Consider the following 12595-nt stretch of genomic DNA (forward strand, 5'->3'; position numbering starts at 1 on the left):
ACTCGCCCGGTGAGCAACGCGTCTCCGCCGGGATGTGACGGAGACCAGTCGCGCACGAGTGGTGCGCTACCAGATGACAAGATTCGGCGCTCTAGCGACGCTGATAACTAAAATCGGGATTTGAGTGTTCGTTCGTTTCTTTATATCCCCTACCGTAGCAAGTGATGCCGACACGACGACTGTCGGTGTGAGCCCCATGACACGCAGCGACTCCGACGAACGCGACATCGCCGACAGCATCCGGGCACAGCGTGCGCGGAAACGGCGACGTCCCGACGAGCCCTCCGAATAGCCCCTCCATCCGCTGACTGACGGCCTCTCCATCCGCTTCCGCTGACTGACGGCCCCTCCAGGCTGTTCCCCACCCCGACGCTTTTCGACGCCTCGCGCGACCCGGCGGAGCGAAAACAGTAATCGGTCGAGTCCCGAACGGGTAGCTATGGCTCGGCTCTCAAGACGGCAGTTTCTCGACAGCGGCGCGGGCGCCGTCGCGGTCGGACTCGCGGGCTGTGCCGGCGCATCGAGCGAAGCAGCCGACACCGCGACGGAGACGACGGTCCGGGAGACCGAGACACGGACATCGACGCCCACCGCGGAGCCAGTCCACGCCGGGTACGAGGCGACAGAAGTGGAGGTGCAGACGCCGGGCGGGCGCGTTCTCGGGTCCATCACGGCGGCAATCGCGGACACCGGACAGCTCCGTTACACCGGACTGAGCGACACGGCTGCGCTGCCGGAGGACCGCGGCATGCTGTTCGTCTACTCGGCGGTGGCCGACCGGACGTTCGTCATGCGGGAGATGGACTTCGGCATCGACATCGTCTACGCCGACGCCGAGGGCGTCATCACGCGCATCCACCACGCGCCCGCACCCGGACCGAACGAGGACGGCGACGACCAGCACTATCCCGGCCGCGGCCAGTACGTGCTGGAGGTCAACGAGCACTGGACGACCGAGCGCGGCATCGAGGCGGGCGACGTGCTCGCGTTCAGCCTCCCGGAGTGACCCGCCGGGCCGGCCGCGTCAGTCGTCGAACACGCCCTCGCCAGCCGGCTCGACCAGCGTCGACAGGTTCCCGCGCTGTGTCATCGCGGCGTGAATCCAGCGCTCCTCCTGCCCGGAGTGCCGTTCCACGATGCGGACGAACTTCGCTGCCGAGATGGCACCGTCGCGGGCGTTCATCGTCCGGAACACGTCGACGAACGTGTGCTCGCCGTCGCTGCCGGCGCGGATGCGCGCGTCGACGGCGTACAGCAGTCTCGCGCCCCGGTGGTAGTCGGCTCTCGTCGCCGCGACGGCGGAGGCGTTCGAGAGCTGGACGTCCGGAAAGGTGGGGTTGGTCGCGAACTCCGTCCGGATGTCCGCCTCCGTGACCGGGTCGTACTGCTCTTCGAGGACGCGGTAGGTCAGGTACTTCGCGGCCGCCTCGTCGAACCACCGCATCTCGGGGGCGAGCGTGACGTTCTCTCGCCCGTGGATGTACTCGTGAATCCAGACGCTGTCGACCTCCCCGTCCCAGAACGCGTGCTGGGTCACGTACCCCGAGCGGTCGCTGTGCATCAGACCCCGCGACGGGAGCGTCCGCGGTGCGGCGAGTATCGTAATCGGTCGGTCCAGGGCCGGACCGAAGGCGTACGGCGAAAGAAAGCGGGCGAGAAAGCCCGCCTTGCGCGCCGGGTCGGTCCTGCTGCCGTTTGGCGCGACGACTCGCAGGGTCGCGTTCCCGACGGTCGTCGTCGCCGTCGACATCTCGCCGACGAGCGCCCACGGTCCGACGGTGACGATACCCGACCCGGAGGTACCGGCGGCGTCGACCACCGCCGCCGGCAGCGTCGACTGCCGGACGATTGCCCACCCGGACTGGGCGTCTGACAGCGCCGGGTCCACGTCCGCCACGGTCACCCGTTGCGTCCCGTTGGCGGGAGTGGTGTAGCTCACAGTGACGGTCGTGTTGCCGGTCACGCCGGAGACGGTAGTCCTCTCGGGCTGGTCACCGCCGTCATAACCCGCGCTGGCGGCGAATATCGACCCCGCCACGAGAGCCGCGAGAACGACCACCGCGACGGTGCGGGTCCACCTGCCGCTCGGGGGACCGGAGGGGGCGGTGTCGGCCGTCGAGGGTGTGTCGGCTGGCATTGGTGAGTCTGCGTCGGTGCCGAGCAGTCCGCTTGCAGTGGGACCGCGCGGACGCTTCTACCGCGCCGGGGCAGTTAAACGTACGAGCACGGCCGTCGTCGGCCTACGGTGCGCCCGCGATGACCAGCAGGCTGTCCCGGTCGAAGGAGAGCCGTCGGGTCGAGGCGGGGTCGACGCGGACGGCGGTACCGGGCTGGAGCGGGACGTCCGCGCCGTCGACGGTGAGCTTGCCGGAGCCGTCGAGTAGCAGGTAGACCTCCTCCTGGGAGTCGTGGGTGTGGTCGTGCTCCTTGCCGGTCCAGCCGGAGTCGACGTCCAGCACGGTGACGCCGAGGTTCTCGCAGTCGAGTGCGTCACGGAGGAAGTGCATCCCCGGCGCGCGCGGTTCGACCTCGTCGTAGCGGACTGTCGTGTACGACATGGCAACGCGTACGGACCCTGGCGGCTAAAAGATTCGTCGCCGAGCGTGGCACCTTTGCCGCCGGGACGCGATGAACCCGCATGAGCGACGACTCCCAGACCGTCCTGGTCTACGGGGCGTACGGCTACACCGGCGAACTGGTCACCCGCGCCGCCGTCGACGCCGGCCTCGACCCGATTGTCGCCGGCCGACGGAAGGGGCCGCTTCGGTCGCTGGCGGCCGAACTCGACCTCGACCACCGGGCGTTCGACCTGGACGGCCCCGTCGCCGCCTCCCTCCAGGATGTCGACGTCGTGGCCCACTGCGCCGGCCCGTTCGTGGACACCTACAAGTCGATGGTCGACGGCTGTCTCGCCGCGGGAACTCACTACCTGGACATCACCGGCGAGATACCGGTCCTGGAGGGCATCGCGCGCTACGACGACCTGGCGGCCGACGCCGGCCTGATGTTCCTGCCCGGGGCCGGGTTCGACGTGGTCCCCTCCGACTGCCTCGCTGCGCGGCTCCACGACCGCCTGCCCGACGCGGACCGGCTGACGCTGGTCTTCGACGTCGGCGACATGGAGGCGTCGGCGGGAACGCTCAAGACGATGATCGAGGGGCTCGGCGAGGGCTCGGCCGTCCGCGAGGACGGCGCCATCCGGTCGGTCCCCCTCGGCGAGCGGACGCGCGTGATAGACACCGGTCGGGGACCGCAGACGATGACGGCCTTTCCGTGGGGCGACGTCGCGACCGCGTACCACAGCACCGGCATCCCGAACGTCGAGGTGTACGTGCCGGTCTCGCAGAACAGTCTTCGCGCGCTCCGGGCGTCGAACGTCCTCTCCCCCGTGCTCACGTCGGGGCCGGTCAAACGGGTGCTCAAGTGGCTCGTCGAGCGGACCGTCAAGGGGCCGGACGAGCGGAAACGCGAAACCGGGTCCGCGACGTTCTGGGGCGAGGCGACGGACGGGACCGAGACCGTCCGGTCGCGCGTGCACACCCCCGAGACTTACCGATTCACCGCGGCGTCGGTCGTGGAAATCCTCTCGCGAATCGTGGACGGCGACGTGACGCCGGGCTACCAGACGCCGGCGTCGGCGTACGGCCCGGACCTGGTGCTGTCGATAGACGGCTGCTCGTTCGAGGACGTCGACTGACGGCGACGGGCGTCAGTAATTGTTGCGCTCGATTGCCCGCAGCGTCCGCTCGTCGAGTTTGACGAGGTGACACAGCGGGTTTCCGGGGTAGACCACCGGGTTCTCCAGCACGCCGACGAGCAGTCCCGTGAAGGGCGCTCGGACCTCCGTGTCGTCGGTCTTGAACGGGTTGCCGATGGTCGCGATGCGTTCGCCCTCGTGGACGAGTTCGCCGCGGTCGGCGTGCATGTCGACCAGGCCGCCGGCGTCGGCGCGAATCCAGGTCTTCTCGGCGGAGCCGGCGATGACCGTCCGCCAGCCGGGCCAGGCGACCGTCGCGGTGTCGAGCATGCTGAACTCCGCGAGGACGCTCCGGACGCCGCCGAGCGCGGGGTCGATGAACTCCCGCTGGAAGCGGTGTGCCTCGCCCATCTCGATGGTGATGGCCGGTGTGCCCGCCTCGGTCGCCTCCCCGCGGAGCGTGCCGCTGGGGCCCTCCTTGTCGATGATGACGTTCGAGGCGAAGGCGTTGGCGACGCGGGCGACGGCGTCGTCGGCCATGTCCGCCCGGACGTGGAGCATGTTCGTCCGGCCGCGCGTGGAGGTGTGGAAGTCCAGCCCGTAGTCGCAGGGCTCGATGAAGTTGTGGAAGATGCTGTGGGCCATCCGCTTGGCGCTCGTGCTCTCGGGGTCGCCCGGGAACGACCGGTTGAGGTCGCGGTCGTAGATGGGGAGGTACCGCTGCTGTGCGATGAATCCGGGGACGTTCAGGACCGGCAGGCAGACGAGCGTCCCCTTGAGGCCGGTGTGGTCCCACTCGTGGGCCACCTCCCTGACCACCTCCACGCCATTGAGTTCGTCGCCGTGGGCGGCCGCCGAGAGGAACACCGTCGGTCCCGGCCGGTCGCCGTTGACGATGGTCACCGGCATCCGGACGGGGTCGCCGAGATACGTCTCAGTGACGGTGTACCGGAGGTTCTGCGTCTCACCGGGGTCGACCCGTCCACCCTGGTACGTGAACGGCTCGGCGGCTGTCATGCAAAGCGATGCGGGGGGGACGGACATACATCTGACGACAGGCGTTCCGCCAATCGGAGGGACTATTCGGGGCGACTCCGACACCACAAATATGGACGACGAGGGATCTGTCACTGTCGGCGTGCTCGGCCTCCACAGCAGCAAGGAGACGAAGGCTATTCTCAACGCAGTCGAGGCGCTCGGCCACGGAACCGAGTGGTACCGACGCGCGAACACCGCAATCAGCGTCGAGGACGGCGACCTGACGCTCGAACCGGACGTGGACATCGTCGCGAACCGGCTCCTGCTGTCGACGAGCGCCCACCCCGCGGAGGAACTCGGGCTGGCACAGCTGTTCGACCACGTCCGCCCGATGCTGAACCGGCCGGGTGCGGTCACGACGGCGATGCACAAGTTCGCCACCGCGGCCGCACTGGCCGAAGCGGACGTCCCCATTCCCGACGCCCTGATGGCGCTGGCCGGCGACCGGCTCAACGACGCTCGCCGGCAGTTCGGCGAACAGGCCGTCTACAAGACCGCAATCGGGACCCACGGCGGCGGTGCCTGGAAGGTCGACCTGGACGACCCCGTCAACCCCCGCGTCGGCGACCGGCAGGCGTTCCTCCAGCGGTTCGTCGACAGCCCGGGCGAGACCCGCGACGCCCGCGTCTACATCGTCGGCGGGACGATCATCGGCGCGATGTACCGCAAGGCACCGGAAGGCGAGTGGCGGACCAACGTCTCGCTGGGCAGCGACGTCGAGGACGCGACCGACGACCTCCCCGAGAACGCGAAGGAGATGGCCCGTCAGGCCGCCGAGGCGGTCGGACTCGACTACGCGGGTGTCGACCTCATCGAGAACGGCGGCGGCTGGGTCGTCCTGGAGACGAACCCGACCGCCGGGTTCCGCGGGCTCTTCGAGGCGACGGGCACCAGCCCCGCGCCCTACATCGCGAAACTCGCAATCGAACGCGCCGGCGGGACCGTCGACGACGAGCAGGTCGCCAAACTGTCGGGCACGCTCGACGACTCCATGCCCACCTGTGCGCCCCGCAAGAAGCGCGAGGGACCGACCGAGCCGAGCGTCATCGGCTACATCGAGGAGGTCGTCGTCAGCGGGACCCGCGGCAGCGAGAACGTCCTCGCGAAGTCTGACACCGGCGCGACGCGGACCAGCATCGACGCGCAACTGGCCGCCGAAATCGGGACCGGCCCCATCAAGGACATCGTCCGCGTCCGCTCGGGCAGCGTCAAGGGCGGGAAGGCCCGCCCCGTCGTGGACGTCGTCGTCGGCGTCGGCGGCACCCAGCACACCGTCACCGCCAGCGTCGAGGACCGCGGCCACATGGACTACCCGCTCCTGCTCGGCCGTGACATCCTCGAACACTACCACGTCGACGTGACCCGGAAGGTCGACGAGGAGGGCGGCGAGCGCGAGGAAGAGGAAGAAGAGGAAGGCGAGGAATAGGCTACTCCAGCGCGGCCGTCGAACCTTCCCGCTCCAGTACCATCGAGACGTAGTACTCCTGCAGGCTGTCGTGTCCGTCGAGTTCAACCGCCGTCCGCTCGCGGTCCAGCACCAGGTCGCCGTCGTGCATGACCGTGACGCGGTCGACGTACTGCTCGAACTCGGTGATGTGGTGCGTCGAGACCAGCAGCGAGTGGCCGGCGGCGACGTAGGAGTTCAGGAAGGCGAGCAGGCGCTCCGTCGACACGTCGTCCAGCGCGCCCAGCGGTTCGTCCAGCAGGAGGTAGTCGGGTTCCCCCAGGAGCGACAGCGCGAGGTCGAGTTTCCGCGCGAATCCGCCCGAGAGGTCCCCAGCGGGCCGGTCGAGCGCCCGCGCGAGACGGAGTTCGTCTAGCAGCGTCTCCCGCCAGTCCTCCGCGACGCCCCCGACCATGCTCTCGAAGACCTCGATGTTCTCCCGGACCGTCAGCGACGGGTAGAAGTTCGGGTCCTGGAACCCACAGCCGACTGTCGCGTTCGGAATCGAGATGGTCCCCGCCGTCGGGTTCGTCAGCCCGAGCAGCATCCGGAACATCGTGGTCTTGCCGGAGCCGTTGGGGCCGATGAGACAGTGGAACTGCCCCTGCTCGATGGTCAGCGAGACGTCGTCAACGGCGACGACGTCGCCGTACTCCTTCCGGACGCCGTCGACGGTGATGGGCATTCAGGAGGTCCTCCGGTAGTAGACCGCACTCAGTTTCAGCGCGAGCAGGGCCAGCCCCGCCACTGCCAGCAGGCCGGCCACCCAGTCGAGGAACAGCGAGAGGTCGAGGCCCTTCAACATCCCGCTGCGGGTGATGACCATCGCGTAGTGGGTCGGGAACAGTCGCACGAGCGTCTTCCGCAGCGCCGAGAAGTACCCGACGGGGTAGGCGAGGCCGGAGAAACCGACGACGGCCAGCAGCAGGACGACGTTGACGAATCGGCCCATCGTCCCGAAGCGGAACACGACCATGACCGCCATAGCCAGTGCGGCGAGGACGACGAAGGTGAGCAGCAGTCCGACGAGGGCGGCCGGTGCCAGCGCGTTCGTCGCGTACCCGAGTGCTGCCGCTGCACCCTGGAAGACGAGGATCGGGACGAGCATCAACAGCGTGAAGTAGACGAGTTTCGCGCCGACGACGGCCTCCAGTGACGCCTCTGCGCGGAGGCGGTCCAGCACCGCCGCTTCCTGGGCGAGGTTGTAGGGGACGTACGTGAACGCAAAGAGCATGAGTATCGCCATCAGGAAGACGGGGACGAGGTACTCAGAGAGCGTGTTGTCGGGGTCGAGAACCCGCCGGTCCACGCTGACGTCTGCGTTCAGCAGGCTGTCGAACTGGAAGGCCATCACGTTGCGCAGCGCCTTCGAGGGCTCCTTGTAGGGGACGATGCTCCCGTCGACGGTGTAGGTGAAGCTGGCGTTGTCGTTGTCCGCCTCGGTGATGTCGGGCGGGACGACGAGCACGGAGTAGACCGCCTCGCGCCGGAGCATCCGTGTCGCTCGCTCCTCGCTGTCGACGACGACCGGGTCGGAGAAGGCGGTGACGCTGCCTTTCACGATGGTCATGTCGTTGTCGGTGACGTTCTCGTCGCCGGGGACGACGGCCATCGGCGCGTCGCGGGGGATGACCGTCTCGAAGGCGACGCTGGTGTAGGCGAAGAAGCCGGGGAGCACGAGGAGGATAAAGAGGAGCGCGGCGACGTTGTGCTTGCTCCAGTGGAACTCCTTTTTCAGCAGCGAGCGAAGCGACATCCTACATCTCCCCTCGGCGCTCGTGCCGGTACACAGAGGCAAGAATCAGTACGGCGTCAATATATCTTTGGATGGGGTCCGACAGGCAGGAATCCGGCGTCAATAACGAGACTTTGGATGGGGTCCGACCGGCGGCCCGGCCGCGACAGGCGCAGAGAGAAATCCTTTTGCGTGGTTCGCCAGAAGTGCGGGTATGGACTGGCCCCACGACCCGGACGGCGAGGAAGGCAGCGAGGGACGGCGCAAGTACGGCCACGCCGTCCTCGCGAAGAAGGTGGACGAGGAGGAGGACTTCCCCTTCACCGCCGGCGAGTACGTCGAACAGTACGGCGACCACCCCGTTCGCATCGACTACGAGACTGTCGTCAGCGTCGCCGACATCTTCGCGGACATCGACGACGACACCGAGTTCGAGACGTTCCCCGAGTTCCACAAGCGCGTCGGCAAGCAGATGCGCGAGGACGGCTACTGGCCCTACCGGCTCGAACACGCCTGACTGGCCGGTGGAGGCGGCCGTGGGCCGGGCGCGCGGGAGGCACCGATCCGTGGTTTGTGACCACACAACATACTTGTAGGGGGATGTAGTTGGTTCAGATATGGCAACTGATTCACAGAGCCGCGCAGTCCCGGCGGTCGGACTGCCACCGGAGGTGATAGAGGACATCCTCTCGGCCCCGCGCCGCCGGCGCATGCTGGAGGTCCTGGCCGAGAGTGAGGGGTGCATGGTGGTCGACGACATCGCCGCCGCCGTCGAGGCGGACGACTCGGACCCGCGGGAGCGCCTCAAAGCCGAGATTTACGACGAACACCTGCCGAAACTGACTGCGACCGGGGTCGTCGACTACGACTCGATGCGGGGGTGTGTCAGTCTCACGTCGCCGGCCATCGTCGACCACATCGAGGGGTGAGCGTATCCAAAGACAGAAATCGGTGCGCTCCAAACGGGCGGTATCGTGACGAACACGCAGGTCACGCACATCCAGATAGACAACTACGGCCCGTGGACGGTGACGCCGGAGCCGCGCCGCGAGGTCGACCTTCAGACGCTGCAGTCCCGCCTGTTCGCGGACCTCTCGCAACTGTTCGGCAACCGCGACGCCTACGTCTTCTTCTCGCGGTTCGACAACATGATAGCCGTCTCGAACGGCGTCGACATGGACGACCACGCGCTCGTCCAGGAGTCGGTGGGCAACCGGTACCCGGTGACGATGAGCCTCAGCGTCGCCACCGGCCGCGACCCCGTCTCCGCGCTGGGAACCGCGACCGAGCAACTCCAGGAGGCCGGCAGCGCACAGGACCAGCACCGCCGCGAGATTCTCCGGGGGCGGGCCATCGACGAGCAGTTCCGCACGGCCGAGGACGTCCAGATCGCCCACTTCGACGTCAACGACGCCACCGGGAAGTACACCGACGAACTCAACGAGTTCGACACGTTCATCCACATCGAGCAGGGCTACGCCGAACTCATGCGGTACATGCGACAGGCCCACGACTCGCTGTCCTTCTTCGTCGGTGGCGACAACGTCATCGCCGTCTGCCCCGACCTGGACGCACCGGCCTACCGGGACGCCATCGACCACGTCCGGTCGGCCGTCGACGTCGACCTGAAGGTCGGCGTCGGGCGCGGCGAGACGGCGAGCGATGCCGGCATGGACGCAAAGCACGCACTGGAACAGTGTCGGGTCGACGGAACGGACATCGAGATGGCGTTCTGAGACGGGGCGAACGCATCCAACCTAGGCAGTACGGGATATTCGGGTTTAAGCGTACTGGAGGTACCTTTTTGCCGATTGTGTGGCAACAACTCGCACATGAACTCGGAAGTCTCAGTGCGGGAGTTAGTCAACCGCGAATACGTCGGCGTCAGTGAGTCGGACGACCTCATCGAAACGGTCGAAGTACTCCTGCGTGAGGACGCGGACACCGCCGTCGTGCTGCGCGGCAGCGAACCCGTCGGCGTCGTCACCGAGCGCGACGTCCTCGAACTGCTCGTCGACGGCCCCGCGCCCGGGGATGCGACGGTCGCCGACGCCATGACCGAGAGTATCCCGACGGTCTCGCCCGAGGAACGACTCGACGAAGCGGCCGACAGGATGTCCGCGCGGTCTGCGCGGCGACTCGTCGTCATGGACCGCGGCGAGGCGCTGGGCGTCCTGACCGAACACGACCTCCTCGGCGCGCGGGTCCACGAGCGGAGCCGCGAGGCACCGGTCGAGACGGCCGCCCCTGCCCAGGGAACCGGCTCTGCCCTGGCAGCCGAAGAGGAGCCACAGGACAGCTACGAGGACCAGAGCATCTGCGAGGTCTGTGGGACGTTCGCCAGCGACCTGACGTCGTTCAACGGGCAGCTGGTCTGTCCGGACTGCCGGGACATCTAGCGCGGAAAACGCTTTCCCGCGTGACCACCTGGATACGGGTACCCGAATGGAGAGTATCGACATTCGAGTGGCGAACCTCGGGGACGCGGATACGCTCGTCGACCAGTGGGTCGCACTCGCCGCCGGCCAGCGCGAGCACGGGTCGCACATCTTCGCCGAGGCGAACCGGACGCGGATTCGCGAGACCGTCGTGCGCCACGCCGTCAGCGACAGGGCGCTGGTCGCGGAGACCACCGACATCGTGGGATTCGTCATGTTCACTATCGAGAGCGGCACCTACGAACAGGACGTCGAGCGCGGCATCGTCGAGAACCTCTACGTCGACTCCGACTACCGGAACAGGGGTCTCGGCTCCCGGCTGCTGACGGAAGCGGAGCGCCGGCTCGCCCAGCGCGGCGTCGACAGCGTCTCGCTGGAGGTGATGGCCGACAACGAGCACGCCCGTCGGTTCTACCGGAATCACGGCTACACCCCCCACCGCGTCCAGGTCGAGAAGCCAGTCGAAAGCGATACGCACTCAAAGGGGGACGAATAACAGTCGGGTGCGCCAGGGGAGCTTGGGTGGTTCAAGCACCCGACTTGTAATCGGGAGTTCGAGGGTTCAAATCCCTCCCCTGGCTTGCAGCTAAATGTTCAAAGCCACCTCTTAAGCGGCACTTCAGATTCTTCAGGCTTCGACATCGAGAACGTCGACGAGGACCCCCCATCGCACATCCAGGGGGTCGTCGCATGACCGCCGGACGGGACCCGCTCCCAGCATGTCGCGTGACGACGACAATCACGACGACTGGCGAGCGGCGACCGACGTCGACGCTTGCGGCGACGATGACGGGTCCGCCGACAGACCCGGCGATGACCGTTCCGGAGACAGTCGCCTCTCAGAATGCAGAGCAGTCTCGCTCTTCGTGCGAGATGTCGAGGTCGATGCGCTGTCACCGGGGACCAGCACTGGCGTCAGCGTCCGGTGAATCGCCTCGGGGTCAAGCCCCGGGGCATTCGCCTCGACCACCTGTAAAATACGCAGCAGCCTGGGTCCCGGCAGCGAGTTCGTCAAACGAGGCGTCGTCGCACGTCCGACAGTCCAGCGGGTAGTCGACGTCCGCGTAGACCGTTCCACAGCCCGTACACACGAAGAACCGGAGGCCAAGCACAACCGACGAATAGGGACACGAGGTCAAAATCACATCGAACCGCGACGCTGAACTCGCTCGCGGTGTGCAGCACGTCCTTACTGACAAGAGATTGGATAGGTGGTGAAGGTACGGCTACATACTGCGCACCCACCGCGAAGAAACCGGCTCAATAAGATAGCGTCACAGGGGGAGAATGACACGCCAGAAGCGCACTCCCTGAATCAGTTCAGGCCGTCTGTTGGTTGAACATATCGGCTCTGTAGTTTCGCTAGACGAGAGCGCCGCGACTACGTTATCGCTGTAGAAAGCGAAGAGGCAGAGTGTTGTGGTATCGGAATTCCGCCTCTTCACTCGTGTTACGGTCGCGAAGGCTAAATCTGTTGTCGCTAACCCGGACGAACCCGCCGACCCCGAAGGGGGTGGCGGGTTCGCCGAATGGGCGATGCTCACGCTGCATGCACTCCGCATCGAGCTGGGCAAATCCTACCGCATCACCGTGGATTTACTCAGCGAGATGCCCGGCGTCCTCGACGAGATCGGCCTCAGGCGGCTGCCTCATTACACCGTTCTCCGCACGTGGTTTGCAAGGATTCCAACTGCGACCTGGCGTGCGTTTCTCGGCTCCTCAGCCGAGAAACGCACCGGCCACGCCGCCATCGATTCGACCGGCTTCGACCGCGACCAACCCAGCCGCCACTACGCCAACCGCACGCACTACCGCGTCCGAGCGCTGAAAGTCACTGCTCTCGTGGATGTCGAAACGCTATACATCACCGACATCCACTCGACCACCTCGAAGAAGCATGATGCGAAGATCGGCCCGCAGGTCGCCCGACGGAACGCGGGCGACCTGCGGAGCCTCGCCGCCGACCGAGGCTACGACGCGAAAGCCTTCCGCGACGAACTCCGCGAGAACGGCATCAGACCGCTGATCAAGCACAGGATCATGAATCCGCTCGATCACGCCCATAACGCCCGTATGGACCGTGATCGGTATCATCAGCGCTCCATGTCAGAAACCGTCTTCTCCTCAATCAAGCGCACGCTCGGCGCTGCCGTGCGTGCGCGAAGCTGGTGGCTGGAGTTCCGTGAAATGCTGCTCAAAGCCACCGTCTACAACCTTCGCCGGAGCGTGAGATATCCATGAAA

The 12595-nt window shown here is 66.7% G+C and carries 14 protein-coding genes and 1 tRNA gene; 10 read left to right on the forward strand and 5 right to left on the reverse strand.

The window, feature by feature from the left end; all coding sequences use genetic code 11:
• The first annotated feature begins 439 nt into the window (after positions 1-439).
• A complete protein-coding gene (locus tag WDJ57_RS00990; RefSeq protein ID WP_338903043.1) occupies positions 440-1006 on the forward strand; it encodes a DUF192 domain-containing protein in 567 nt (188 codons plus the stop codon).
• Positions 1007-1024: 18 nt separating this feature from the next.
• Here WDJ57_RS00990 and WDJ57_RS00995 read toward each other — a convergent pair whose 3' ends face one another.
• Together WDJ57_RS00995 and WDJ57_RS01000 are read right to left on the reverse strand one after the other, a co-directional pair.
• On the reverse strand, positions 1025-2137 hold the full coding sequence (locus WDJ57_RS00995) for a hypothetical protein (protein ID WP_338903045.1): 1113 nt from the start codon (positions 2135-2137) through the stop codon (positions 1025-1027).
• A 103-nt stretch (positions 2138-2240) separates the two neighbouring features.
• Positions 2241-2558 carry a cupin domain-containing protein gene (locus WDJ57_RS01000; RefSeq protein ID WP_338903047.1) on the reverse strand — a complete coding sequence of 106 codons (318 nt, stop codon included), beginning with the start codon at positions 2556-2558 and terminating at the stop codon, positions 2241-2243.
• A gap of 80 nt (positions 2559-2638) precedes the next feature.
• Here WDJ57_RS01000 and WDJ57_RS01005 point away from each other — a divergent pair, with 80 nt between their 5' ends.
• On the forward strand, positions 2639-3697 hold the full coding sequence (locus tag WDJ57_RS01005) for a saccharopine dehydrogenase family protein (RefSeq protein WP_338903049.1): 1059 nt from the start codon (positions 2639-2641) through the stop codon (positions 3695-3697).
• A gap of 12 nt (positions 3698-3709) precedes the next feature.
• Here the strand turns inward: WDJ57_RS01005 and WDJ57_RS01010 are convergent, their stop codons facing one another.
• A complete protein-coding gene (locus tag WDJ57_RS01010; RefSeq protein ID WP_338903051.1) occupies positions 3710-4714 on the reverse strand; it encodes a succinylglutamate desuccinylase/aspartoacylase family protein in 1005 nt (334 codons plus the stop codon).
• A 91-nt stretch (positions 4715-4805) separates the two neighbouring features.
• Here WDJ57_RS01010 and WDJ57_RS01015 point away from each other — a divergent pair, with 91 nt between their 5' ends.
• Complete coding sequence (locus WDJ57_RS01015; RefSeq protein WP_338903053.1) at positions 4806-6161, forward strand: RimK/LysX family protein; 1356 nt, start codon at positions 4806-4808, stop codon at positions 6159-6161.
• Between the two features lies 1 nt (position 6162).
• Here WDJ57_RS01015 and WDJ57_RS01020 read toward each other — a convergent pair whose 3' ends face one another.
• On the reverse strand, positions 6163-6864 hold the full coding sequence (locus WDJ57_RS01020) for an ABC transporter ATP-binding protein (protein WP_338903055.1): 702 nt from the start codon (positions 6862-6864) through the stop codon (positions 6163-6165).
• Entirely contained in the window at positions 6865-7935 is a 1071-nt protein-coding gene (locus WDJ57_RS01025; protein WP_338903057.1) for an ABC transporter permease, read from the reverse strand.
• A gap of 193 nt (positions 7936-8128) precedes the next feature.
• Between WDJ57_RS01025 and WDJ57_RS01030 the strand changes: the two genes are divergently transcribed.
• From WDJ57_RS01030 to WDJ57_RS01060, 7 genes are all read left to right on the forward strand, one after another.
• Positions 8129-8431: a DUF5785 family protein gene (locus WDJ57_RS01030; protein ID WP_338903060.1), complete on the forward strand. Its 303-nt coding sequence runs from the start codon at positions 8129-8131 to the stop codon at positions 8429-8431.
• 100 nt (positions 8432-8531) lie between these two features.
• Positions 8532-8843, forward strand: coding sequence for a DUF7344 domain-containing protein (locus WDJ57_RS01035; protein ID WP_338903062.1), 312 nt, complete (start codon positions 8532-8534; stop codon positions 8841-8843).
• A gap of 45 nt (positions 8844-8888) precedes the next feature.
• On the forward strand, positions 8889-9650 hold the full coding sequence (locus WDJ57_RS01040; RefSeq protein ID WP_338903064.1) for a GTP cyclohydrolase III: 762 nt from the start codon (positions 8889-8891) through the stop codon (positions 9648-9650).
• Positions 9651-9746: 96 nt separating this feature from the next.
• Positions 9747-10313: a CBS domain-containing protein gene (locus tag WDJ57_RS01045; RefSeq protein ID WP_338903066.1), complete on the forward strand. Its 567-nt coding sequence runs from the start codon at positions 9747-9749 to the stop codon at positions 10311-10313.
• A 55-nt stretch (positions 10314-10368) separates the two neighbouring features.
• Positions 10369-10848, forward strand: coding sequence for a GNAT family N-acetyltransferase (locus tag WDJ57_RS01050; RefSeq protein WP_380630237.1), 480 nt, complete (start codon positions 10369-10371; stop codon positions 10846-10848).
• Positions 10849-10859: 11 nt separating this feature from the next.
• Positions 10860-10933, forward strand: a tRNA-Thr gene (locus tag WDJ57_RS01055).
• A gap of 838 nt (positions 10934-11771) precedes the next feature.
• Positions 11772-12593 (forward strand): IS5 family transposase, encoded by an 822-nt coding sequence (locus WDJ57_RS01060; RefSeq protein WP_338903071.1) that lies wholly within the window; start codon positions 11772-11774, stop codon positions 12591-12593.
• The last annotated feature ends 2 nt before the right edge of the window (positions 12594-12595 follow it).

The sequence above is a fragment of the Salinibaculum sp. SYNS191 genome, from assembly GCF_037338445.1.
Taxonomy (GTDB): domain Archaea; phylum Halobacteriota; class Halobacteria; order Halobacteriales; family Haloarculaceae; genus Salinibaculum; species Salinibaculum marinum.